This is a genomic window from Serratia sp. 1D1416, assembly GCF_003641105.1.
GTDB lineage: Bacteria > Pseudomonadota > Gammaproteobacteria > Enterobacterales > Enterobacteriaceae > Serratia > Serratia ficaria.
The window spans coordinates 3,089,913-3,109,319 of sequence record NZ_CP032738.1 but is presented as its reverse complement, the minus strand read 5'-3'; the positions used below and the strand labels follow the sequence as shown (position 1 = coordinate 3,109,319).

Annotated in this window: 22 protein-coding genes; 16 read left to right on the top strand and 6 right to left on the bottom strand. The window is 61.7% G+C overall.

Features of this window, described 5'->3' with window-relative positions; genetic code table 11:
- Positions 1-7: 7 nt before the first annotated feature.
- Together D7I37_RS15130 and D7I37_RS15125 are read right to left on the bottom strand one after the other, a co-directional pair.
- Positions 8-1,429: a heavy metal sensor histidine kinase gene (locus D7I37_RS15130; protein WP_061797586.1), complete on the bottom strand. Its 1,422-nt coding sequence runs from the start codon at positions 1,427-1,429 to the stop codon at positions 8-10.
- Positions 1,426-2,097, bottom strand: coding sequence for a heavy metal response regulator transcription factor (locus tag D7I37_RS15125; protein WP_061797587.1), 672 nt, complete (start codon positions 2,095-2,097; stop codon positions 1,426-1,428). Before D7I37_RS15125 ends, D7I37_RS15130 begins: the two co-directional genes overlap by 4 nt.
- A 140-nt stretch (positions 2,098-2,237) precedes the next feature.
- Between D7I37_RS15125 and D7I37_RS15120 the strand changes: the two genes are divergently transcribed.
- Genes D7I37_RS15120 through D7I37_RS15110 form a run of 3 tightly spaced genes read left to right on the top strand, consistent with a single transcriptional unit; the run spans position 2,238 to position 4,244 of the window.
- Positions 2,238-2,864 carry a hypothetical protein gene (locus tag D7I37_RS15120; RefSeq protein WP_095096494.1) on the top strand — a complete coding sequence of 209 codons (627 nt, stop codon included), beginning with the start codon at positions 2,238-2,240 and terminating at the stop codon, positions 2,862-2,864.
- Between the two features lie 14 nt (positions 2,865-2,878).
- The gene (locus tag D7I37_RS15115) at positions 2,879-3,484 is read left to right on the top strand and encodes a cytochrome b/b6 domain-containing protein (protein ID WP_061797589.1); all 606 of its coding nucleotides are present in this window, start codon (positions 2,879-2,881) and stop codon (positions 3,482-3,484) included.
- Positions 3,477-4,244: a molybdopterin-dependent oxidoreductase gene (locus D7I37_RS15110; protein ID WP_061797591.1), complete on the top strand. Its 768-nt coding sequence runs from the start codon at positions 3,477-3,479 to the stop codon at positions 4,242-4,244. Before D7I37_RS15115 ends, D7I37_RS15110 begins: the two co-directional genes overlap by 8 nt.
- Before the next feature lie 98 nt (positions 4,245-4,342).
- Here the strand turns inward: D7I37_RS15110 and ygbI are convergent, their stop codons facing one another.
- Positions 4,343-5,107 carry a DNA-binding transcriptional repressor YgbI gene (ygbI, locus tag D7I37_RS15105; RefSeq protein WP_061797592.1) on the bottom strand — a complete coding sequence of 255 codons (765 nt, stop codon included), beginning with the start codon at positions 5,105-5,107 and terminating at the stop codon, positions 4,343-4,345.
- Between the two features lie 280 nt (positions 5,108-5,387).
- Here ygbI and ltnD point away from each other — a divergent pair, with 280 nt between their 5' ends.
- The 6 genes from ltnD (at position 5,388) to D7I37_RS15075 (ending at position 11,035) form a co-directional block, all read left to right on the top strand.
- A complete protein-coding gene (gene ltnD / locus D7I37_RS15100; protein WP_061797593.1) occupies positions 5,388-6,302 on the top strand; it encodes an L-threonate dehydrogenase in 915 nt (304 codons plus the stop codon).
- Positions 6,302-7,561 (top strand): 3-oxo-tetronate kinase, encoded by a 1,260-nt coding sequence (gene otnK / locus D7I37_RS15095; protein WP_061797594.1) that lies wholly within the window; start codon positions 6,302-6,304, stop codon positions 7,559-7,561. Before ltnD ends, otnK begins: the two co-directional genes overlap by 1 nt.
- On the top strand, positions 7,558-8,190 hold the full coding sequence (otnC, locus tag D7I37_RS15090) for a 3-oxo-tetronate 4-phosphate decarboxylase (protein ID WP_061797595.1): 633 nt from the start codon (positions 7,558-7,560) through the stop codon (positions 8,188-8,190). The genes otnK and otnC overlap by 4 nt, the downstream gene beginning before the upstream one ends.
- 3 nt (positions 8,191-8,193) lie before the next feature.
- Positions 8,194-8,970: a 2-oxo-tetronate isomerase gene (gene otnI / locus D7I37_RS15085; protein WP_129543937.1), complete on the top strand. Its 777-nt coding sequence runs from the start codon at positions 8,194-8,196 to the stop codon at positions 8,968-8,970.
- A 104-nt stretch (positions 8,971-9,074) separates the two neighbouring features.
- Positions 9,075-10,445, top strand: coding sequence for a GntP family transporter (locus D7I37_RS15080; RefSeq protein WP_061797599.1), 1,371 nt, complete (start codon positions 9,075-9,077; stop codon positions 10,443-10,445).
- 59 nt (positions 10,446-10,504) lie between these two features.
- Complete coding sequence (locus D7I37_RS15075) at positions 10,505-11,035, top strand: GNAT family N-acetyltransferase (protein WP_061797600.1); 531 nt, start codon at positions 10,505-10,507, stop codon at positions 11,033-11,035.
- A 6-nt stretch (positions 11,036-11,041) separates the two neighbouring features.
- Here the strand turns inward: D7I37_RS15075 and D7I37_RS15070 are convergent, their stop codons facing one another.
- On the bottom strand, positions 11,042-11,914 hold the full coding sequence (locus D7I37_RS15070; RefSeq protein ID WP_061797601.1) for a LysR family transcriptional regulator: 873 nt from the start codon (positions 11,912-11,914) through the stop codon (positions 11,042-11,044).
- A 94-nt stretch (positions 11,915-12,008) separates the two neighbouring features.
- Here D7I37_RS15070 and D7I37_RS15065 point away from each other — a divergent pair, with 94 nt between their 5' ends.
- On the top strand, positions 12,009-12,992 hold the full coding sequence (locus D7I37_RS15065) for a nitrilase family protein (protein WP_061797602.1): 984 nt from the start codon (positions 12,009-12,011) through the stop codon (positions 12,990-12,992).
- A 104-nt stretch (positions 12,993-13,096) separates the two neighbouring features.
- Here D7I37_RS15065 and ompX read toward each other — a convergent pair whose 3' ends face one another.
- Positions 13,097-13,615, bottom strand: a complete 519-nt coding sequence (gene ompX / locus D7I37_RS15060) for an outer membrane protein OmpX (RefSeq protein WP_061797603.1) — start codon at positions 13,613-13,615, stop codon at positions 13,097-13,099.
- Between the two features lie 399 nt (positions 13,616-14,014).
- Here ompX and rhtA point away from each other — a divergent pair, with 399 nt between their 5' ends.
- A complete protein-coding gene (gene rhtA, locus D7I37_RS15055) occupies positions 14,015-14,902 on the top strand; it encodes a threonine/homoserine exporter RhtA (RefSeq protein WP_061797605.1) in 888 nt (295 codons plus the stop codon).
- A gap of 25 nt (positions 14,903-14,927) precedes the next feature.
- On the opposite strand, the gene D7I37_RS15050 is transcribed toward rhtA, so the two are convergent.
- The gene (locus D7I37_RS15050; protein ID WP_095096478.1) at positions 14,928-15,473 is read right to left on the bottom strand and encodes a shikimate kinase; all 546 of its coding nucleotides are present in this window, start codon (positions 15,471-15,473) and stop codon (positions 14,928-14,930) included.
- A 384-nt stretch (positions 15,474-15,857) separates the two neighbouring features.
- Between D7I37_RS15050 and dps the strand changes: the two genes are divergently transcribed.
- The 5 genes from dps (at position 15,858) to glnQ (ending at position 19,351) form a co-directional block, all read left to right on the top strand.
- A complete protein-coding gene (gene dps / locus D7I37_RS15045; RefSeq protein ID WP_061797607.1) occupies positions 15,858-16,361 on the top strand; it encodes a DNA starvation/stationary phase protection protein Dps in 504 nt (167 codons plus the stop codon).
- A 152-nt stretch (positions 16,362-16,513) separates the two neighbouring features.
- Positions 16,514-16,780, top strand: coding sequence for a DksA/TraR family C4-type zinc finger protein (locus D7I37_RS15040; protein WP_061797608.1), 267 nt, complete (start codon positions 16,514-16,516; stop codon positions 16,778-16,780).
- 345 nt (positions 16,781-17,125) lie between these two features.
- Complete coding sequence (glnH, locus tag D7I37_RS15030; protein WP_061797609.1) at positions 17,126-17,869, top strand: glutamine ABC transporter substrate-binding protein GlnH; 744 nt, start codon at positions 17,126-17,128, stop codon at positions 17,867-17,869.
- A gap of 103 nt (positions 17,870-17,972) precedes the next feature.
- Complete coding sequence (gene glnP, locus D7I37_RS15025) at positions 17,973-18,632, top strand: glutamine ABC transporter permease GlnP (protein WP_061797610.1); 660 nt, start codon at positions 17,973-17,975, stop codon at positions 18,630-18,632.
- On the top strand, positions 18,629-19,351 hold the full coding sequence (glnQ, locus tag D7I37_RS15020) for a glutamine ABC transporter ATP-binding protein GlnQ (protein ID WP_061797612.1): 723 nt from the start codon (positions 18,629-18,631) through the stop codon (positions 19,349-19,351). The genes glnP and glnQ overlap by 4 nt, the downstream gene beginning before the upstream one ends.
- Positions 19,352-19,407 lie beyond the last annotated feature (56 nt).

The window sequence follows — 19,407 nt, the reverse complement described above, 5'->3', positions numbered from 1 at the left end:
CGAAGGATTAATCGGCCCGGGGGAATATCAGGCTAAAGGTGATGCGCGCCGAGGGTGCGCCGGCGATGCATTCGGCGCTGACCTCGCCGCCGTGCAGCGTCATGATGGCGCGCACGATCGACAGCCCCAGCCCGCTGGCGTGAACGCCGGCGCTGCGGGCGGGGTCGGCGCGGTAGAACCTGTCGAACAGCTTGTCGAGATGCGCGGCGGCTAACGGCGGCCCCTGATTGATCACCCGCACCGCCGTTGCGCCGGCTTCGCGGCCTACCCACAGCCGTATCCGGCTGTTTTCATCGGCATAGCGCACCGCATTGGCCACCAGATTGCTCAGCGCCCGCTGAAACAGCATGCCATCCGCCCACAGCGTCCCCTCGCCTTCGCAGCTCAGGGTCATGCCGCGCTCTTCCGCCAACCCTTCAAAATAGTCGGCGACCCGCCGCAGCTCCTGCCCCAGGTCGAGACGGCTGCAGTTCAATACCGACTGCGCTTCGCCGGCGCGCGCCAGAAACAGAATGTTCTCCACCATGCGTGAAATGCGCTCCAGCTCCTCCATGTTGTTCGACAACAGGGTTTCGTACTCCTCCACGCTGCGCGGCTGATACAGCGCCACCTGACAGTGCCCCATCAGCGCCCCGACCGGCGTGCGGATCTCATGCGCCAGATCGGCGGAGAACTGCGTCAGCCGCTGGTAGCCCGCATTCAGGCGATCGAGCATGGCGTTGAACGAACGGGTCAGCTGCCGCAGCTCCTGCGGGGCGCCCTGCTCGCTCAGGCGGGTAGACAGCGTGTTGGGCGTAATCACCGCCGCCTGCGCCGCCATCTTCCACAGCGGCCTCAGGCCCCGGCGCATCACGCCGTACCCCAACAGCGCGATCAACAGAAACGCCACCGCCACTGCGGCGACGATGCGCCACAGGTAGCGCGCCAGCATCTTTTGTTCGTTGACCATCACGTGCGCGGCGGAAATCTGCAGCAGGCTGCCGTCCTCCAGCCGCACCATCGCCGAGGCCGCGCGCAGCGGCACGCCCCGTTCGGTTTCACCGCCGCGCATCGCGTCCAGCGTCTGCGGCCGATCGGCCGGCGTCGGCGTTATAGGCGGCAGCGCCAGCCTGGCGGGATTGACGTTGATGAGCGGCTGTTGCCCCGGATGCTGAAAAATCAGCACGTCCTGTTCGTTGCCCAGCATGTTTTCAAACAGGCCGGTATTGGCGGTAAGCCGGGCCAGGGGAAAGCGCTGGCTCAGCAAATGGCGAAAATACTCCACTCGCCCGGTGACCTGCAGATCGCTGCGCAGGGTCATTTCCTGCCGCATGGCGCTGAACAGATACCAGCCGGTGCCGCTCACCACCAGCGCCGCCACCAGCGCGAACAGCACGGCGGTGCGCAGCGTCAGCGACAGGCTGCGCCAGCGTTGGGCCAGCCCCCTCATGAACGCGGCTCGCAGACATAGCCGATGCCGCGTACGCTATGAATCAGCTTGATGTCGAACGGCCGGTCGATTTTGGCCCGCAGCCGTTTGATCGCCACGTCCACCACGTTGGTGTCGCTGTCGAAGTTCATGTCCCACACCTGCGAGGCGATCAGCGTGCGCGACAGCACTTCGCCCTCGCGCCGCACCAGCAGGTGCAACAGCATGAACTCCTTGTTGGTCAGCGGGATCACCACCTCCTGGCGCACCGCCCTGCGGCGCAGCACGTCGAGCTGCAGATCGGCGATGGCGTAATGGTCAGCTTCGCGCACCGGGCCGCGGCGCAGCAAAGTGCGCAGACGCAGCACCAGCTCGGTAAAGGAAAACGGCTTGATCAGATAATCGTCGGCGCCCAGTTCCAGCCCGTGAATGCGGTCCTGCACGCCGTCGCGCGCGGTCAGAAACAGGATCGGCACGTCGCTTTTCTTGCGCAGCACCTCGATGATTTGCCAGCCGTCCAGCCCCGGCAGCATCACGTCGAGCACGATGGCGTCGTAGCCATGCTCCAGCGCCCGGAACAGCCCGTCGGTGCCGTTGCGCGCCAGATCGACGCTGTACCCCGCTTCACCCAGCCCTTTCTTCAGGTAATTCCCCGTGCTGGTATCGTCTTCAACCACCAGTATTCGCATGCTCGCCACCTCGTTACGCCTGCAAAAATACTAGCAGTTTCGGCGGACAAATTTGATGACATTAATGTCATCAAACGGCCATGGTGCTGTCCCTATTGTTCAACCATGCTTAAGCGGCAAACCCATTCAAGGAGAACTTTATGATTACCCGTCATCGTATCGCCGGTTTACTGTTGTCCAGCCTGCTGCTGTGCAGCGGCGCGGCCGCCGCCGCTCAGGCGCCTGGCAAGGTCATCGCGCCGCTGCGCGGCACCATCGATCAGGTGTCCGACAGCAGCCTGCAGCTCACCGACCGCAAGGGAGAAAAAATCAGCGTCAAGCTTAACCAGCAGACCAAGGTGCTGAGCGTATCGAAAGCCACGCTGGACGACATCAAACCCGACAGCTTTATCGGCACCGCGGCGGTGCCGCAGCCGGACGGCACCCTGAAGGCGCTGGAGGTGCACGTGTTCGCCGCCAGCCTGCGCGGCACCGGCGAAGGGCATTCCGCCTGGGAATCGGCCGACGGCAAGGTGGACACCATGACCAACGGCACCGTCGGCAAGCTGGTTAAATCCAACGGCCGCACGCTGACCGTCAATTATGGCAACCAGCAGAAAACCGTCGCCGTACCGGAAGACGTGCCGATCGTCACCCTCGATCCGGGCGATCTCAGCCTGCTGAAGCCGGGCGTGCACATCGTGCTGTTCTCCGCCGCCGACGCCCAGGGCCAACGCGTCGCCACCCGCATTTCCGCCGGCAAAGACGGCACCGTGCCGCCGATGTAATCAGGGAGACGATGATGACCCCCAACGCGCCGCGGCCGGCGCATCGCTGGCCGGTCCGTATTACCCACTGGGTTAACCTGTTCGCCATGATCTGCATGTTCATGAGCGGCTGGGAAATCTATAACGCCTCGCCGCTGTTCGGTTTCCGCTTCCCGCCGCAGATGACGCTCGGCGGCTGGCTGGGCGGCGCGATTGGCTGGCATCTGGCGGTGATGTGGCTGCTGGCGCTCAACGCGCTGTGCTATCTGCTGTGGAGCCTGTTCAGCGGCCATTTTCGCCGCGACCTGTTGCCGCTCGGCGCCGGCGCGCTGCGGCGCGATATCCTGCAGGCGCTGACGCTGCGCCTGCAGCACCGACAGGGCCGCTATAACGCCATTCAAAAATTGATGTATCTCGGGGTGCTGGCGCTGGGAGGGCTGCTGGTGCTTTCGGGGCTGGCCATCTGGAAACCGGTGCAGCTGCAGCATCTGGTGGCGCTGTTCGGCGGCTTTGATACCGCACGCTACGTGCACTTCTTCGCCATGGCCGGCATCGGCCTGTTTGTGGTGATCCACCTTTTGATGGTGATCCTGGTGCCGCGCACGCTGTGGGCGATGATCACGGGAGGCAAGCATGAGTGAGAAAAAAGCGCGTCCCGCCGCGCCAACCCTGGAACCGGCGCAAAAGAAACGGTTAGTGAACCTGCAGCGCCGCTTGATGTTGCGATCCGGACTGACGCTGGGCGGCATCGCCATGCTGACCGGCTGCAACCTGCAGGATGGCGATCAGGTGGATAAAGTGCTGTGGGCCATGTCGCGCTGGAACGATCGGGTGCAGGCGTGGTTGTTCAGCGGCCAGCGGCTGGCGCAAACCTACCGGCCCGACCAGATCACCGACCCCTTTCCGTTCAACGCCTTTTACCCCGAGTACAACGTGCCGGAGGTCGATCTCGCCGGTTACCGGCTCGAGGTCTCGGGCAAGGTAGCGAAACCAGCGCCCTGGACGCTGGAACAGCTGCAGCGGCTGCCGCAGCGAAGCCAGATCACCCGATTGATCTGCATCGAGGGCTGGAGCGCCATCGGCCAGTGGGCCGGCGTACCGCTGCGCACTTTTCTGCAGCACGTCGGCGCGGACCTGACCGCCGGCTACGTCGGCTTCAAGTGCGCCGATCGCTACTACTCCAGCATCGACATGGCGACGGCGCTGCACCCGCAGACCCTGTTGGCGCTGGACTTCGGCGGCAAGCCGCTGCCGGCGGATTACGGTTATCCGCTGCGCCTGCGGGTGCCGACCAAGCTGGGGTTCAAGAACGCCAAGCACATCGCCGCCATTTTCGTCAGCGACGTCAACCCGGGGGGCTACTGGGAAGATCAGGGCTATAACTGGTTCAGCGGCATTTAGTTTTGCGCCGCCGCCGTCGGCGGCGAACGGCAATGGGGCGGGCCGCTTATCCGCCGCTCCACCGTCAAATCGACCTTATCGCCGCCTGTTTTTTCCCTCTATTCCCCCGCCGTCATCAGCGTAATATCCGCCTGCGAAATCGCCTCGCGCGCGGCGGCGGGCAGGCCGTCGTCGGTAATGATGGCGTCGAACGCGGCGATCGGCAGCGCCAGGTAGGTGGCTATCTTGCCGTATTTCGAGGTATCGCTGAGCAGAATGCAGCGCCGGCTGGCTTCGACAATCGCCTTCTTGACCATCACCTTGTCTTCGTTCGGCGTCGACAGGCCGCGCATGCTCCAGGACGAGGCGGAAATAAACGCCAAATCGATAAACAGCCCGCGCAACGCCTGCGCCGCCGCTTCACCGACGCAGGAACGGTTTTCGCGGCAGACGGTGCCGCCGGTGTGAATGATCCGGCATTGGCTGTGCTCGATCAGGAACCCGGCAATCACGAAGTCATTGGTCACCACCGTCAGATCCTCGCGTTCGCTGATGTGCTTGGCCAGCGCCAGCGTGGTGGTGCCCGCATCCAGATAAACGCAGCTGTTGGGCGGGATCTGCCGCGCCGCCAGTTGGCCGATAGCGGCCTTTTGCCGGCTGAACAGCCCTTCCTTGGTCTGATGGGAAGGCTCGGTCGCCACCCGCTCCGCCGACTGCACGCCCCCCGACACCGCCAGCACCGCCCCCTGCTCCTCCAGCTTTTGCAGATCCCGGCGGATAGTCATGTGCGATACCCCCAGCCGTTCCGTTAATTCGGCTATGCTCACCACGCCGCGTTCGGACACCAGCGCTAGAATTTGTTGATGGCGTTCTACAGGTATCAAGGTTCCCTCTCCGTGCCGCAGTGATAATAATTGTGATTTTACGTCAATTTTCGTTCGGCGACAGCGATAATTATTCGGGCAGCGAAGCGGCGAAGCGTGATGGCTGCATTCTTAATACCATGTAAGTTAAAGAAATAAATAAAAACTCCTCTGCGAGCGAAACGGTGCGTGTTATTTTTGATTGTTAATTATTGTGATGACGATCGCGGATAAGCGCCACAAAAGCGCTTACATTTAACACAACAAAACAAATTATCACTAAAATTAACAGAGGTATGACATGACAGTGCCAGGGCAATATTCAGTTTGCGTGATCGGGCTGGGCGCGATGGGCATGGGCGCAGCGAAGTCGTGCATCCGCGCCGGGCTGACCACCTACGGCGTCGATCTTAACCCCCAGGCGCTGGCGGCGCTGCGGCAGGCCGGCGCCACGCAGGCGGCGACCAGCGCCGACGCCTTCGCCGCCGAACTGGATGCGGTGTTGCTATTGGTGGTTAACGCCGCCCAGGTGAAACAGATCCTGTTTGGCGAGCGCGGCCTGGCGCCCCGGCTCAAACCCGGCATCCCCCTGATGGTCTCGTCCACCCTTTCCGCCGACGATGCCAAACAGATAGAGCAACAGCTGAAGCCCCTGGGGCTGCATATGCTGGACGCGCCGGTATCCGGCGGCGCGCTCAAGGCGGAGGAGGGCCAGCTGACGGTGATGGCCTCCGGCGCCGAGGCCGCCTTCGACCGGCTGCAGCCGGTGCTGGACGCCATCGCCGGCAAGGTCTACCGCATCGGCGAAGACATTGGCCTGGGCGCGACGGTGAAAATCATTCACCAGCTGCTGGCGGGGGTGCACATCGCCGCCGGGGCGGAGGCCATGGCGCTGGCCGCGCGCGCCGGCATTCCTCTCGACGTGATGTATGACGTGGTGACCCACGCCGCCGGCAATTCCTGGATGTTTGAGAATCGCATGCGCCACGTGGTCGACGGCGACTATGCGCCGAAATCGGCGGTTGATATCTTCGTCAAGGATTTGGGCCTGGTGGCGGACACCGCCAAAGCGCTGCATTTCCCGCTGCCGCTGGCCTCCACCGCCTTCACCATGTTTACCGCCGCCAGCAACGCAGGCTACGGTAAAGAAGACGACAGCGCGGTGATCAAGATCTTTTCCGGCATCGACCTGCCACAGAAGAAGGAGGATCTCTGATGCAGCTCGGCATCATAGCGGACGACTTTACCGGCGCCACCGACATCGCCAGTTTTCTGGTGGAGAACGGCCTGCCGACGGTGCAGCTCAACGGCGTGCCGCAGGATGAGGCTCCGCCCGACGCGCAGGCGGTGGTCATCAGCCTGAAATCTCGCTCCTGCCCGGCGGCCCAGGCGGTAGAACAATCGCTGCAGGCGCTGGCCTGGCTGCAAAAGCAAGGTTGCCGGCGGTTCTACTTCAAATACTGCTCCACCTTCGACAGCAGCGCGCAGGGCAATATCGGCCCGGTGACCGATGCGCTGCTCGACGCGCTGGGCGAAAATCTGACGGTGATCTCGCCGGCGCTGCCGGTGAACGGCCGGACGGTGTATCAGGGCCATCTGTTCGTCGGCGAGCAGCTGCTGTCGGAATCCGGCATGCGCCATCATCCGGTCACGCCGATGACCGACAGCAATCTGCTGCGGCTGATGGAGGCGCAGGCCGCGGGGCGCTGCGGTTTGGTGAGCGCGGCCGAGATGGACCGCGGCGCGGAAGCGGTGAGTGAAAAACTGCGGCGGCTGGCGCAGCAGGGCGTGCGCTATGCGGTGCTGGATACGCTCAACGAGCAACATCTGCTGACCCAGGGCGAAGCGCTGAAAACCATGAAGCTGGTGACCGGCGGCTCTGGCCTGGCGATCGGCATCGCCCGCCACGCGGCGCGGCCAGCAGACAAATCGGCGCAGGCCGCCGGCGCGCCGCAGGGCGCGAAAGCGGTGGTGCTGTCCGGCTCCTGCTCCACCATGACCCAGCGGCAGGTGGCGCGTTATCGTCAGCAGGCGACGGCGCAGGCGCTGGAGGTAACGCGCTGTCTGAACGAAACCGATCGCGCCGCCTACGCCGAAGAGCTGGCGGAATGGGCGCAGCGCCACGCGGCCGACGCCCTCGCCCCGCTGCTGTACGCCACCGCCGCGCCGGAGGCCTTGCAACAGACGCAGCGGCAATACGGCGCCGCCGCCAGCCAGGCGGTGGAAGCCCTGTTCGCCGAGCTGGTGAAACGGCTGCGGCAGCGGGGGTTCAGCCGCTTTATCGTCGCCGGCGGCGAAACCTCCGGCGTGGTGACGCAGGCGCTCGGCATTGGCGGTTTTCATATCGGCCCCGGCATTTCTCCCGGCGTGCCCTGGGTGCGCGCCATCGGACAACCGGTTTCACTGGCCCTTAAATCGGGTAATTTCGGCGACGAAAACTTCTTCGCCCGGGCGCAAACGGAGTTTCCAGTATGACATCAACCCCCGAACAGCAGGCGCGCGAAGAGATGGTGCGCCTCGGCGCCTCGTTCTTTCAGCGCGGTTACGCCACCGGCTCCGCCGGCAATCTGTCGCTGCTGCTGGCGGACGGCACGCTGCTGGCGACGCCGACCGGCTCCTGCCTGGGCGAACTGCAGGCCGAGCGGCTGTCCAAGGTCAGCCTGAACGGCGACTGGCTGTCCGGCGACAAACCGTCGAAGGAGATCAGCTTTCACCGTGCGCTCTATCTGAACAACCCGGAATGCAAAGCGGTGGTGCATCTGCACTGTACCTACCTCACCGCCCTCTCTTGCCTGCGGGGGCTGGACAGCGAAAACGCCATCAAGCCGTTCACGCCCTACGTGGTGATGCGGGTCGGCAAAGTGCCGGTGGTGCCCTACTATCGGCCCGGCGATCTGCGGCTGGCGGAGGATCTGGCCAGGCTGGCGCCGAATCACCGCGCCTTTCTGCTGGCCAATCACGGGCCGGTGGTGACCGGCAAGGATCTGCGCGCGGCGGCGGACAACGCCGAAGAGATGGAAGATGCGGCGAAGCTGATTTTCACCCTCGGCGACCGCCCGATACGTTATTTGACCGATGACGAAATAGCCGAGTTACGGAGCTGAATCATGCCTAAATTTGCCGCCAATTTATCGACGATGTTTAACGAAGTGCCTTTCCTCGCGCGCTTCGAAGCCGCCGCCGCGCAGGGTTTCAAAGCGGTGGAGTTTTTATTTCCCTATGAATATCCGGCCGAACTGCTGGCGGAAAAGCTGCGCGACAACGGCCTGCGGCAGGTGCTGTTCAACACCGCGCCGGGGGATGCGGCCGCCGGCGAGTGGGGATTGGCGGCGCTGCCGGGCCGCGAACGGGACGCGCGCGCCGATATCGACCGCGCGTTGAGCTACGCCATTGCCCTGGGTTGCCCCTGCGTGCACGTGATGGCCGGCGTTGTTCCGCCGGGCGAAGACCGCCGGCGCTACCGCGACGTCTTTATCGGCAACCTCCGGTATGCCGCCGACGCCTTCGCCCAGCATGGGATCAAGGTGCTGATTGAGGCCCTCAGCCCGCAGGTCAAGCCCGGCTATCTGTTCTCCAGCCAGCATCAGGCGGCGGAGCTGGCGGCGGCGGTCGACCGCCCGAACCTGTTTATCCAGTTTGACGTATTCCACGCTCAGTTGGTGGATGGCGATATCAGCGGGCTGATGAACTCGCTGGCCGGGCGCTACGCGCATATCCAGATAGCCTCGGTGCCGGAGCGCCATGAGCCGGACGACGGCGAGCTGAATTATCCCTGGCTGTTCGCCCAGCTGGACGCCCTCGGTTATCAGGGCTGGGTCGGTTGCGAATACCGGCCGCGCGCCGATACCGCCGCCGGGCTCGATTGGGTCAGGCCTTACCTGTAGGTAGTCCGCCAACACCGGTGATTTAACCCTATAAAAATTATACGCACCCGTATCGCCGACCGGCGATCGCGGTGCCTGACGCTTACCCGATAAAGGGCTATCCCATGTCTACCTCTATGCTGTTGATGATTGCCGTATTAGGTGTGGTGCTGCTGTTGCTGATGGTGATTAAGGCGAAAATTCAGCCATTTGTCGCCCTGCTGGTGGTCAGCCTGCTGGTCGCTTTGGCCAGCGGCATTCCGACCGGTGAAGTGATGAAAGTGATGACCGCAGGCATGGGCGGCGTGCTCGGCTCGGTGACCATCATTATCGGCCTCGGCGCCATGCTCGGCAGAATGATCGAACATTCCGGCGGCGCAGAATCGCTGGCGCAGCGTTTCAGCCAGGCGCTGGGCCCGAAACGCACCATCGCCGCGCTGACTCTCGCCGCCTTCATCCTCGGCATCCCGGTGTTCTTCGACGTCGGCTTTATCATTCTGGCGCCGATCATCTACGGTTTCGCCAAGGTGGCCAAAGTATCGCCGCTGAAGTTCGGCCTGCCGATGGCCGGCGTCATGTTGACGGTGCACGTCGCGCTGCCGCCGCACCCGGGCCCGGTGGCCGCCGCCGGCCTGCTGAACGCCGATATCGGCTGGCTGACCATTATCGGCCTCGGCATCTGCATCCCGGTCGGGGTGATTGGCTACTTCGCGGCGAAATACCTCAATCGCAAAGCCTATCCGCTGTCGATAGAGGTGCTGGAACAGCTGCAGCTGGCGGCGCCGGAACCGGCCGCGGAGGGGCGGGCGCCGCTCAGCGATCGCATCAATCCGCCGGGCGCCGGGCTGGTGGCCGCGCTGATCGTCATCCCGATCGCCATCATCATGCTGGGCACGGTTTCCGCCACCCTGCTGCAACCGGGCTCGGCGCTGCGCGACGCGCTGACGTTGCTGGGGTCTCCGGCGGTGGCGCTCATGATAGCCCTGATGCTGGCGTTCTATTTTCTGGCGCTACGCCGCGGCTGGAGCCTGCAGCACGCCGGGGACGTGATGGGCGCCGCGCTGCCGACCGCCGCGGTGGTGATCCTGGTCACCGGCGCCGGCGGCGTATTCGGTAAAGTGCTGGTGGAATCCGGCGTCGGCAAGGCGCTGGCGGAGGTGCTGACCACCATCGGCCTGCCGCTGGTCCCCGCCGCCTTTATCATCTCGCTGGCGCTGCGCGCCTCGCAGGGTTCGGCCACGGTGGCGATCCTGACCACCGGCGGCCTGCTTTCGGAAGCGGTCAGCGGCCTGAATCACCTGCAGCTGGTGCTGGTCACCCTGGCCACCTGCTTCGGCGGGCTGGGGCTGTCGCACGTCAACGACTCCGGTTTTTGGATAGTCACCCGCTACCTTGGACTGTCGGTCGCCGACGGCCTGAAGACCTGGACGGTGCTGACCACCCTGCTCGGCCTGAGCGGCTTCCTGTTCACCTGGCTGCTGTGGCTGATGGTGTAACTTCTCTGGCATACTGGCGGCGTTGGTCACCGCCTTTCACTTTGTGCAGGAGCAGAATAATGATCCCTATCACCGCCGCGCCGACGCTGCTTACCGAGCGTTTACGGCTGGACGCGCATACGCTCGACGACTTTGATGCCCTGGCCGCCCTATGGGCCGATCCTGAGGTCGTGCGCTATATCGGCGGCACGCCGCGCGACCGCGAAGACTCCTGGGGCCGCCTGATGCGCTACGTCGGGCACTGGGCGCTGCTGGGCTACGGCTATTGGGCGGTGCGCGAACGCAGCAGCGGCGCATACCTCGGCAGCATCGGTTTTTCCAACTTTCAGCGCGATATCGACCCGGCGCTCGATGCGCCGGAAATGGGCTGGACGCTGATCGGCACAGCCCAGGGAAAAGGCTACGCCACCGAAGCCCTGCGCGCGGCCCTGACCTGGGGGAAAACCTATTTACCCGGCGACGACGCGGTGTGCATTATTTCTCCGGAAAACCGGGCTTCGCTGGCGTTGGCGCGCAAGGTCGGCTTCACCGAAAGCCACCGCAGCGAATATCATCACAACCCGATAACGGTGATGCGCTGCCCGCTATAATCGCGGTTAGCCTTGTCGGGCGGCCAGCGCCGCCTGAACAAAATTATCCCGCAGCGCGTCAGGCCGCTGCGGGTCCCAGGCGATGCCGACCTGCCACTCCGTCTCCTCGCCGCTCAACGGCAGCATGTCGATGCCCGCCGGGACGATATGCGTCACGCTGTGCGGCAACAGAGCCACGCCGATGCCGGCGGCGACCAGCGCCAGCAACGTTTGAATATCCCCGGCCTGCTGCACCACGTTCGGCGCCAGCCGATGGGCGGCGATAAACCGCAACGACTGGTCGCTCAATCCGCGCCCGCGCTTCGGGGTCAGCTGCAACAGCGGCAGTTGGTTAAACTGCGCCATCACCGCATTGGCCCGCAGCCCGAGCGCCGCCGGCGCGGCCAACACCAGCCTGTCGCTCAGCAAGGCGACGCCGCGCAACGGCCCGTTGACCGGCAGGCGCACGAACCCCACCTGCAATTCGCCCTGCAGCAGCATCTGATATTGCCGTTCCGAAGGCAGATCCTCCAGCCCGACCGCCACCTCCGGAAAACGCCGGCGAAAGGCGGCCACCAGCCTGGGCGCCAGATCGAAGCTGGACAGGCCAAACCCCAGCGCCAGCCGCCCCGCCTCTCCCTGCACCACCCGCCGCGCACGCTGCTGAAACTGCACATGCTGTTCCACCAGCGCGCGCGCCTCGGGGTACAGCCGCTGCCCGCTGGCGGTGAGCTGCGCGCCCTGCCGCCCGCGCTCAAACAACCGGGCGCCAAGCTGGGTTTCCAGCGCCTGGATTTGCTTGCTCAACGCCGGCTGGGTGATGCACAGCCGGTTCGCCGCCTGTCGATAGTTGCCCTGTTCGGCCAGCGCCACCAGGGCGCGCAGTTGTCGAATATCCATTCCATCAGGTTATCAAAAGAGGAATTTAATTGATTATACAGTAATCAATCGGCCTGCTGTAATCAACGCAGGACCCCAATCGAAGGTAACGCCAATGACCGCCACCCTGCGCGCCGCGACGGTGCAATTCCAGCACCGCGCCAACGACAAGAACTACAACCTGAAGGTGATGGAGGGCTTTATCGCCCAGGCCGCCGCCGAACGGATCCAACTGCTGGCCTTTCCGGAAATGTGCATCACCGGTTACTGGCACGTGCGCCATCTCGCCGAGGCCGAAGTGCGCGCGCTGGCGGAGCCCATCGCCGCCAGCCCTTCCCTGGCGCGCATTCGGCCGCTGGCTGAACGCTACAATATGGCGATCGGCGTGGGCCTGATCGAACTGGGCGATGACGGCAACTGTTACAACGCCTACGCCGTCTGCCTGCCCGACGGCCAGCTGCACCTGCACCGCAAGCTGCATGCCTTCGAACACCCGGCGATCGCCAGCGGCGAGGGCTTTACGGTATTCGATACGCCGTGGGGCGTGCGGGTCGGGGTGCTGATCTGCTGGGACAACAATCTGGTGGAAAACGTGCGCGCCACGGCGCTGCTGGGCGCTGAAGTGTTGCTGGCGCCGCACCAGACCGGCGGCACCCATTCGCGCAGCCCGCACGGCATGAAGCCCATCCCGCTGGCGCTGTGGCAGCAACGTGCGGAAAACCCGCAGGCGATAGAGACGGCGTTTCGCGGCGAGCACGGCCGCGGCTGGCTGATGCGCTGGCTGCCGGCGCGCGCGCACGACAACGGGTTGTTCGTGCTGTTCAGCAACGGCGTGGGGCGCGATGACGACGAAGTGCGCACCGGCAACGCCATGATCCTCGATCCCTACGGCCGCATTCTGGCGGAAACCTGGGCGGCGGCGGACCGCATGGTGATCGCCGATCTCGATCTGTCGTTGATCCCGCTCAGCACCGGCCGCCGCTGGATCCTTGGCCGCCGCCCGGAGTTGTACGCCATCCTCACCCAGCCCCAGGGCTACGAACGCGACGCTCGCAGCGCCCGGTTTTCGCCGCAGCCGGCGCAGAAGCTGGGCAAATAGTCGCCGGCCCGGGCGGCAGGCAAAAAAAAATCCGCCCGAAGGCGGATTTTTATCTGGCGCGGCCTAAAGTGCCGCACGCTCACGCCCTCAGGCGTGGGGAAATCTTAGAAACGGTAGCCTACGCCAACGCTCCAGATGCCAACGTCAACGCTGCGGATACGGCTCTGCTCGTAACCAACATCCAGAGCAACGTCCTGGATTGGGTTGAACTGCAGGCCAGCACCGTAGGTGAAGCCGTAGTCGCTGTTGCCGTTACGGTCGTTGCCGCTTTGAGCGTTGTCGATGTTTTTGCCGTAGCCAACACCAACTACACCGTAGATGCTCGCCCAGTCATTGAAACGGTAAGCTGGACCTGCGGTGATGGAGTTATACTGGGACTTCTGGTAGTAACCGTTCTGAGAACGATCCTTTTCCACGTGGGTGAAGGAACCGATCACGCCCAGTGGGCTGTTGTCGAACTCGTAACGGTACTTCAGGTTGAAACCGTCGGCTTTGTTAGCAACGCCTTGGAGATCACCCTGCGCATAGCCAGCGGATACGGTGCTCTGACCAGCGAATGCGGTACCTGCGCTAACTGCTAATACGCAAGCTGCTACTGCGGAAAGACATGCAATTTTTTTCATAACCACCTCAAACGCGTTTTATTATTAAGTACATCCATTTGTTCATGCTTTGAAAATATAACAAAAAATAGCGTGAAACTCTGCCTTGAATTGAGTGTCTAATGCTTTATATCGTGTAACAGAAGATTTCAAGAACAGCGTATCTGCTTATTTTCGCTCTATTTTCGGCCGTATTCTACGTCTTTCTGTGACAAAAATCACCAATTTAATATCCAGACAATTCTTAAAAAAATGCGCGCTTTTTGAACAAAGCCACTGGCAACAGGTCAAACCACGGCGTATTTCACCGCCCCGCACGCCTTTTCTCAGACAGATTTACCCCATTTCATTTACACTGCTCGCCTCCGTATCTCACGCGTCTTCCCAAGGCTGGGGGAGGCACATAAAAGGCCTATAAGGATGTCTTCATCTGCAACCGGCAAGGCGTCGTCCACGCTGCTGCCCATCTGCTTGTTAATCATCGCCATGGTGTCTATTCAGGGCGGCGCGTCGCTGGCCAAAAGCCTGTTCCCGCTGGTTGGCGCCGAAGGCATCACCACGCTGCGCCTGGGTATCGGCACGCTGATCCTGTTCGTTATCTTTCGGCCATGGCGGATGCGCTTCGCCGCAGGCAGCCGCCTGCCGCTGCTGATTTACGGCCTGGCGCTGGGGTCGATGAACTACCTGTTCTATCTGTCGTTGCGCACCGTGCCGCTCGGCATTGCCGTGGCGCTGGAGTTCACCGGCCCGCTGGCGGTCGCCATGTTTTCCTCGCGCCGGCCGATCGATTTTCTCTGGGTGGCGCTGGCGATCGTCGGCCTGTGGTTCCTGCTGCCGCTGGGGCATGGCGTCGCCAGCATCGATCCCTTCGGCGCCGCCTGCGCGCTCGGCGCCGGCGCCTGCTGGGCCGTCTACATTATCTTTGGTCAGAAGGCCGGCGGCGACCACGGGCCGGGTACCGTCGCCGTCGGCTCTCTGATCGCCGCCCTGGTATTTTGCCCGATCGGCGCCTGGCAAACCGGCAGCGCACTGCTGAACGTTGATATCCTGCCCGTGGCGCTGGCGGTGGCCATTCTGTCCACCGCGCTGCCCTATTCGCTGGAAATCATCGCGTTGCCGAAAATTCCGGCGCGCACCTTTGGCACGCTGATGAGCCTGGAACCGGCGATGGCGGCGTTTTCCGGCATGTTGTTCCTCAACGAACACCTGACCGGCGTACAATGGCTGGCGCTGGCGGCAATCATCGCCGCCTCCATGGGGTCGACCTTAACCATCAGGCCCAAGCCGCAAATCGAAAAACTCTCCTGAGCGGCCATCGAGAATATGCCGCGCTTTATCCTGGCCGTTTGACCTGCAGGCTCTGTAAAAAGGCCGCGGCGTGCCGGGGCGAGCGCAGGCGTATAAAGCGCACCTTACCCTCGGCGCGCCGCATCTCCGCCAGATATTTCACCCGATTCTCGCGGTAGGTCCTGAAGGTCCACAGAATAATCGAGTCGCGGCTAAAGAAAGAGCGGCGGAAGCTCTCCCGGTTGCCGGTACCCGGCCACAGTTCGGCGCGCGTGGCCGCACGGCGAATCGCCCGGCGCACCGCCTGATACAGCGTGCGGCAAAAGCCGTAGTCGACCCACACCACCCAGTCGACCTCACGCCATGTGATTGCCTGGGTGCGCGTATAGTTGCCGTCAAGCACCCAACCGCTTCCCGCTTCGGCCAGCGCCTGCTCAACCCGCGGGAAAAACTCGATATCGGGCGTGCCCTGCCAGTCAGGCCGCCAATACAGCCTGTCCATCTCGATATAAGGAACGGCAAGCTTTTCCGCCAGCTTGCGGGCCAGGGTGCTTTTGCCGCTGCCGCTGGTTCCGACCACGTTAATTTTCATAGAATTATGGGGGATCTGAGGGCCAAACGGATCATTTTAGCCGCCAGGTTGCGCGCTATCAATATGAATCTCCGCCCAATTAACAGACTGGCAACAGGCTGGCATCCTATTATTTACCCATATGAAAGATCGGGAAGAAAATACCGCATCACAAATGAAACCCTCTATTCCCCTTAAAACCACCCACAGGAAAATTAAAAAACATTTCGTTTAAATTCATTTAATTACCAATAAAAATAATAACACGCAGGTTTTATTGGCTATTATCTCGTTCGGCCAGGCCTATTTATCCGATAGCCATTTTCGTCCTGCAAAAATAACCGTGACTGCTATAATTATTGCGGCAACAAAATAGGACAACGACTAATCAAGAGGATATCTGATATGAGTACCGCTAAACTGGTGAAAACGAAATCTTCTGACCTGCTGTACACCCGCAACGATCTCGACGAAAAAACCAAACTGGCCGCCATCAAGGCCCTAAACCACCAGGTGGTGCAGTTCATCGACCTGTCGTTGATCACCAAACAGGCGCACTGGAACATGCGCGGCGCCAACTTCATTGCGGTTCATGAAATGCTGGACGGCTTCCGCACCGCCATCATCGACCATCAGGACACCTTCGCCGAACGCGTGGTGCAGCTGGGTGGCGTAGCCCTGGGCACGGTGCAGGTGGTTAATGACAAAACGCCGCTGAAAAGCTACCCGACCCATATTCACAGCGTACAGGAACACCTGAAAGCGCTGGCCGACCGCTATGGTGCGGTGGCGAACGACATCCGCAAGGCGATTACCGAAGTGGAAGATGAAGACACCGCCGACATGTTCACCGCGGCGTCGCGCGATCTGGACAAGTTCCTGTGGTTTATCGAGTCCAACATCGAATAACGCCATTTGGCGCATCATCAACGCAGCCCGGGTTCAAGGGCCGTTCGACAGGCTGCGGGCTTTGCCCCGGCCTGTTTTCTTTTGCATCGCGGTTGCATTGTATGAAAAACGCCCCATATTAAGCAGAGAGGCAACCTTGCAGGGAGGTCACTATGGCAAGCGGATGGGCGGCGGACGGCGCCGTACAGGATCAAATCGATTCCACCGTAGACGATGCGGTGCAACGCGCGCGCGAGGCGCTGGGCCGCGGCGAAAGCGAACGTTATTGTCAGGAATGCGGCGAAGAAATCCCGCCGGCGCGCCGGCAGGCGCTGAAAGGCGTGCGTTTTTGTCTGGCCTGCCAGACCGCACTGGATAAAAAACACTCCGCCGGCAGTTTGTACAATCGCCGCGGCAGCAAAGACAGCCAGCTGCGCTAAGATTTTTGGCGCGGCGCCCCCTCCCGTCGAACACTCTTGCACCAGATGCAACATCATTGCGTCAGGAAAGTTAGAGTTAGTTATCAATATTGAAGCAAAACCGTTAACTATCGGTTGTTTCACACCCATTATTTGGTTAATGATAGCCCAGTGCACCAAGATAAATCCTATGCACCATTTTGGCGCCTCGGACTGGTGCATAAAAATAATAATTCGCCTATCAGGCACAACATCCGGCTACAACTCTTTGTTTTTATAGTAGTTGAAAACATGGCACGATTTTTTCATGGCACCAACTGCAATATAAAAAATGGGTAATCCGCAACCTGTACAGGAATTCCTCTCATGAAGTCAATTTTTAAAGTCTCCCTGGCCGCACTTTCCCTGGCCTTTGCCGTAAGTTCCCACGCAGCAGACAAACTGGTGGTCGCCACCGACACCGCCTTCGTTCCTTTCGAATTCAAGCAGGGCGATAAATACGTCGGTTTCGATATCGACCTGTGGGCCGCCATCGCCAAGGAACTGAAGCTGGATTACACCCTGAAGCCCATGGATTTCAGCGGCATCATTCCTGCCCTGCAGACCAAGAACGTGGACCTGGCGCTGGCCGGCATCACCATCACCGACGAACGTAAAAAAGCCATCGAGTTCTCCGACGGCTATTACAAAAGCGGCCTGCTGGTGATGGTTAACGCCAACGACGACAGCGTGAAAAGCATCGACGATCTGAACGGCAAAGTGGTGGCGGTGAAGAGCGGCACCGGCTCGGTGGACTACGCCAAACAGCACATTAAAACCAAGGATCTGCGTCAGTTCCCGAACATCGACAACGCCTACATGGAGTTGGGCACCAAACGCGCTGACGCCGTGCTGCACGATACGCCAAACATCCTGTACTTCATCAAGACCGCCGGCGCCGGCAAGTTCAAAACCGTAGGCGACTCGCTGGAGGCTCAGCAATACGGCATCGCTTTCCCGAAAGGCAGCGACGCGCTGCGCGAGAAAGTGAACGGCGCGCTGAAAACCCTGCGCGACAACGGCACCTACAACGAAATCTACAAGAAATGGTTCGGTACCGAGCCTAAGTAATTCAGTCGTTGGCAAACTATTGACTTAAGCACAGGGGGGTAGCTTAACCCCCTGCGCTTTGTTGCATCCGATTCCCACGTTTGGGATCACCGGGAGAAATATCATGCAGTTCGACTGGAGCGCCATCTGGCCCGCCATCCCCATTCTGTTGGAAGGCGCCAAAATGACCCTGTGGATTTCGGTCCTCGGTCTGATTGGCGGCCTGATCATCGGCCTCGTCGCCGGCTTTGCCCGTACCTACGGCGGTTGGATCGCCAACCATATCGCCCTGGTGTTTATCGAAGTGATCCGCGGCACGCCGATCGTGGTGCAGGTGATGTTCATCTACTTCGCCCTGCCGATGGCTTTTACCGACTTGCGTATCGACCCGTTCAGCGCCGCGGTGGTCACCATCATGATCAACTCCGGCGCCTACATCGCCGAGATCACCCGCGGTGCGGTGCTGTCGATCCACAACGGCTTCCGCGAAGCCGGCCTGGCGCTCGGCCTGTCGCGGCGCGAAACCATTCGCTACGTCATTATGCCGCTGGCGCTGCGCCGCATGCTGCCGCCGTTGGGCAACCAGTGGATCATCAGCATTAAAGACACCTCGCTGTTCATCGTGATCGGCGTGGCGGAACTGACCCGCCAGGGGCAGGAAATTATTGCCGGTAACTTCCGCGCGCTGGAAATCTGGAGCGCCGTGGCGGTTATTTATCTGATTATTACGCTGGTGCTGAGCTTCGTGCTGCGTCGTCTGGAAAGAAGGATGAAAATCCTGTGATTGAATTTAAAAACGTCTCCAAGCACTTTGGCCAAACCCAGGTGCTGCACAATATCGATCTGAAAATCGACCAGGGTGAAGTGGTGGTGATTATCGGGCCTTCCGGCTCCGGCAAATCCACCCTGCTGCGCTGCATCAACAAACTGGAAGAGATCACCGGCGGCGATCTGATCGTCGACGGCCTGAAGGCCAACGATCCCAAGGTGGACGATCGCCTGATCCGTCAGGAAGCCGGCATGGTATTCCAGCAGTTCTACCTGTTCCCGCACCTGACGGCGCTGGAAAACGTCGCCTTCGGCCCGATTCGCGTTCGCGGCTTGAAAAAGTCGGAGGCGGAAAAGCTGGCGCGTGAGCTGCTGGCCAAGGTCGGCCTGGCCGAGCGTGCGCACCATTATCCGTCCGAGCTGTCCGGCGGCCAGCAACAGCGGGTGGCGATCGCCCGCGCCCTGGCGGTGAAGCCGAAAATGATGCTGTTCGATGAGCCGACCTCCGCGCTCGATCCGGAACTGCGTCATGAAGTGCTGAAGGTGATGCAGGATCTGGCGGAGGAAGGCATGACCATGGTGATCGTTACCCACGAAGTCGGCTTTGCCGAAAAAGTGGCGTCGCGCCTGATCTTCATCGACAAAGGACGGATCGCCGAAGACGGCAATCCGCACGATCTGATCAATCATCCGCCGAGCCCGCGCCTGCAGGAGTTCCTGCAGCACGTTTCCTGACCCCTCCCCGCCACGGCGGGCGCGCTGCGCGCCCGCCGTGGCTTTTAGCACGCGTT

Coding starts and splice junctions, on each gene's coding strand:
- D7I37_RS15130 (WP_061797586.1), bottom strand. CDS start 1,429: ATGAGGGGGCTGGCCCAACGCTGGCGCAGCCTGTCGCTGACGCTGCGC.
- D7I37_RS15125 (WP_061797587.1), bottom strand. CDS start 2,097: ATGCGAATACTGGTGGTTGAAGACGATACCAGCACGGGGAATTACCTG.
- D7I37_RS15120 (WP_095096494.1), top strand. CDS start 2,238: ATGATTACCCGTCATCGTATCGCCGGTTTACTGTTGTCCAGCCTGCTG.
- D7I37_RS15115 (WP_061797589.1), top strand. CDS start 2,879: ATGACCCCCAACGCGCCGCGGCCGGCGCATCGCTGGCCGGTCCGTATT.
- D7I37_RS15110 (WP_061797591.1), top strand. CDS start 3,477: ATGAGTGAGAAAAAAGCGCGTCCCGCCGCGCCAACCCTGGAACCGGCG.
- ltnD (WP_061797593.1), top strand. CDS start 5,388: ATGACAGTGCCAGGGCAATATTCAGTTTGCGTGATCGGGCTGGGCGCG.
- otnK (WP_061797594.1), top strand. CDS start 6,302: ATGCAGCTCGGCATCATAGCGGACGACTTTACCGGCGCCACCGACATC.
- otnC (WP_061797595.1), top strand. CDS start 7,558: ATGACATCAACCCCCGAACAGCAGGCGCGCGAAGAGATGGTGCGCCTC.
- otnI (WP_129543937.1), top strand. CDS start 8,194: ATGCCTAAATTTGCCGCCAATTTATCGACGATGTTTAACGAAGTGCCT.
- D7I37_RS15080 (WP_061797599.1), top strand. CDS start 9,075: ATGTCTACCTCTATGCTGTTGATGATTGCCGTATTAGGTGTGGTGCTG.
- D7I37_RS15075 (WP_061797600.1), top strand. CDS start 10,505: ATGATCCCTATCACCGCCGCGCCGACGCTGCTTACCGAGCGTTTACGG.
- D7I37_RS15070 (WP_061797601.1), bottom strand. CDS start 11,914: ATGGATATTCGACAACTGCGCGCCCTGGTGGCGCTGGCCGAACAGGGC.
- D7I37_RS15065 (WP_061797602.1), top strand. CDS start 12,009: ATGACCGCCACCCTGCGCGCCGCGACGGTGCAATTCCAGCACCGCGCC.
- ompX (WP_061797603.1), bottom strand. CDS start 13,615: ATGAAAAAAATTGCATGTCTTTCCGCAGTAGCAGCTTGCGTATTAGCA.
- rhtA (WP_061797605.1), top strand. CDS start 14,015: ATGTCTTCATCTGCAACCGGCAAGGCGTCGTCCACGCTGCTGCCCATC.
- D7I37_RS15050 (WP_095096478.1), bottom strand. CDS start 15,473: ATGAAAATTAACGTGGTCGGAACCAGCGGCAGCGGCAAAAGCACCCTG.
- dps (WP_061797607.1), top strand. CDS start 15,858: ATGAGTACCGCTAAACTGGTGAAAACGAAATCTTCTGACCTGCTGTAC.
- D7I37_RS15040 (WP_061797608.1), top strand. CDS start 16,514: ATGGCAAGCGGATGGGCGGCGGACGGCGCCGTACAGGATCAAATCGAT.
- glnH (WP_061797609.1), top strand. CDS start 17,126: ATGAAGTCAATTTTTAAAGTCTCCCTGGCCGCACTTTCCCTGGCCTTT.
- glnP (WP_061797610.1), top strand. CDS start 17,973: ATGCAGTTCGACTGGAGCGCCATCTGGCCCGCCATCCCCATTCTGTTG.